This window comes from Neisseria sp. P0007.S010, assembly GCF_051962875.1.
Classification (GTDB): Bacteria; Pseudomonadota; Gammaproteobacteria; order Burkholderiales; family Neisseriaceae; genus Neisseria; species Neisseria subflava_A.
Map to the genome: position 1 here is coordinate 1 of NZ_JBQCUX010000062.1, position 244 is coordinate 244.

Consider the following 244-nt stretch of genomic DNA (forward strand, 5'->3'; position numbering starts at 1 on the left):
ACCAAAGACGCATGGTTTGTCGGCTTCACCCCGAGCGTTGTGACTGCCGTATATCTCGGCTTTGTCAAACCGCGCAGCATGGGTCGTGCATGTTTCGGTGGTAGAATCGCCGTACCGGTTTGGGTTGAATACATGCGCTTCGCCCTGATAGGCACCAGCGTCTAACAGATGTAAGCACCTGAAGGCGTGGTTACATACGGCGGCGAAGTGTATATGCGCGATCGCTTGACCTCCAGCTCCGACC

General features: G+C 55.7%; 1 pseudogene. It reads left to right on the forward strand.

Going from position 1 to position 244, the window contains the following annotated elements:
* Window positions 1–244, forward strand: a pseudogene (locus ACTHR7_RS10910) (penicillin-binding protein 1A); the annotation flags it as partial.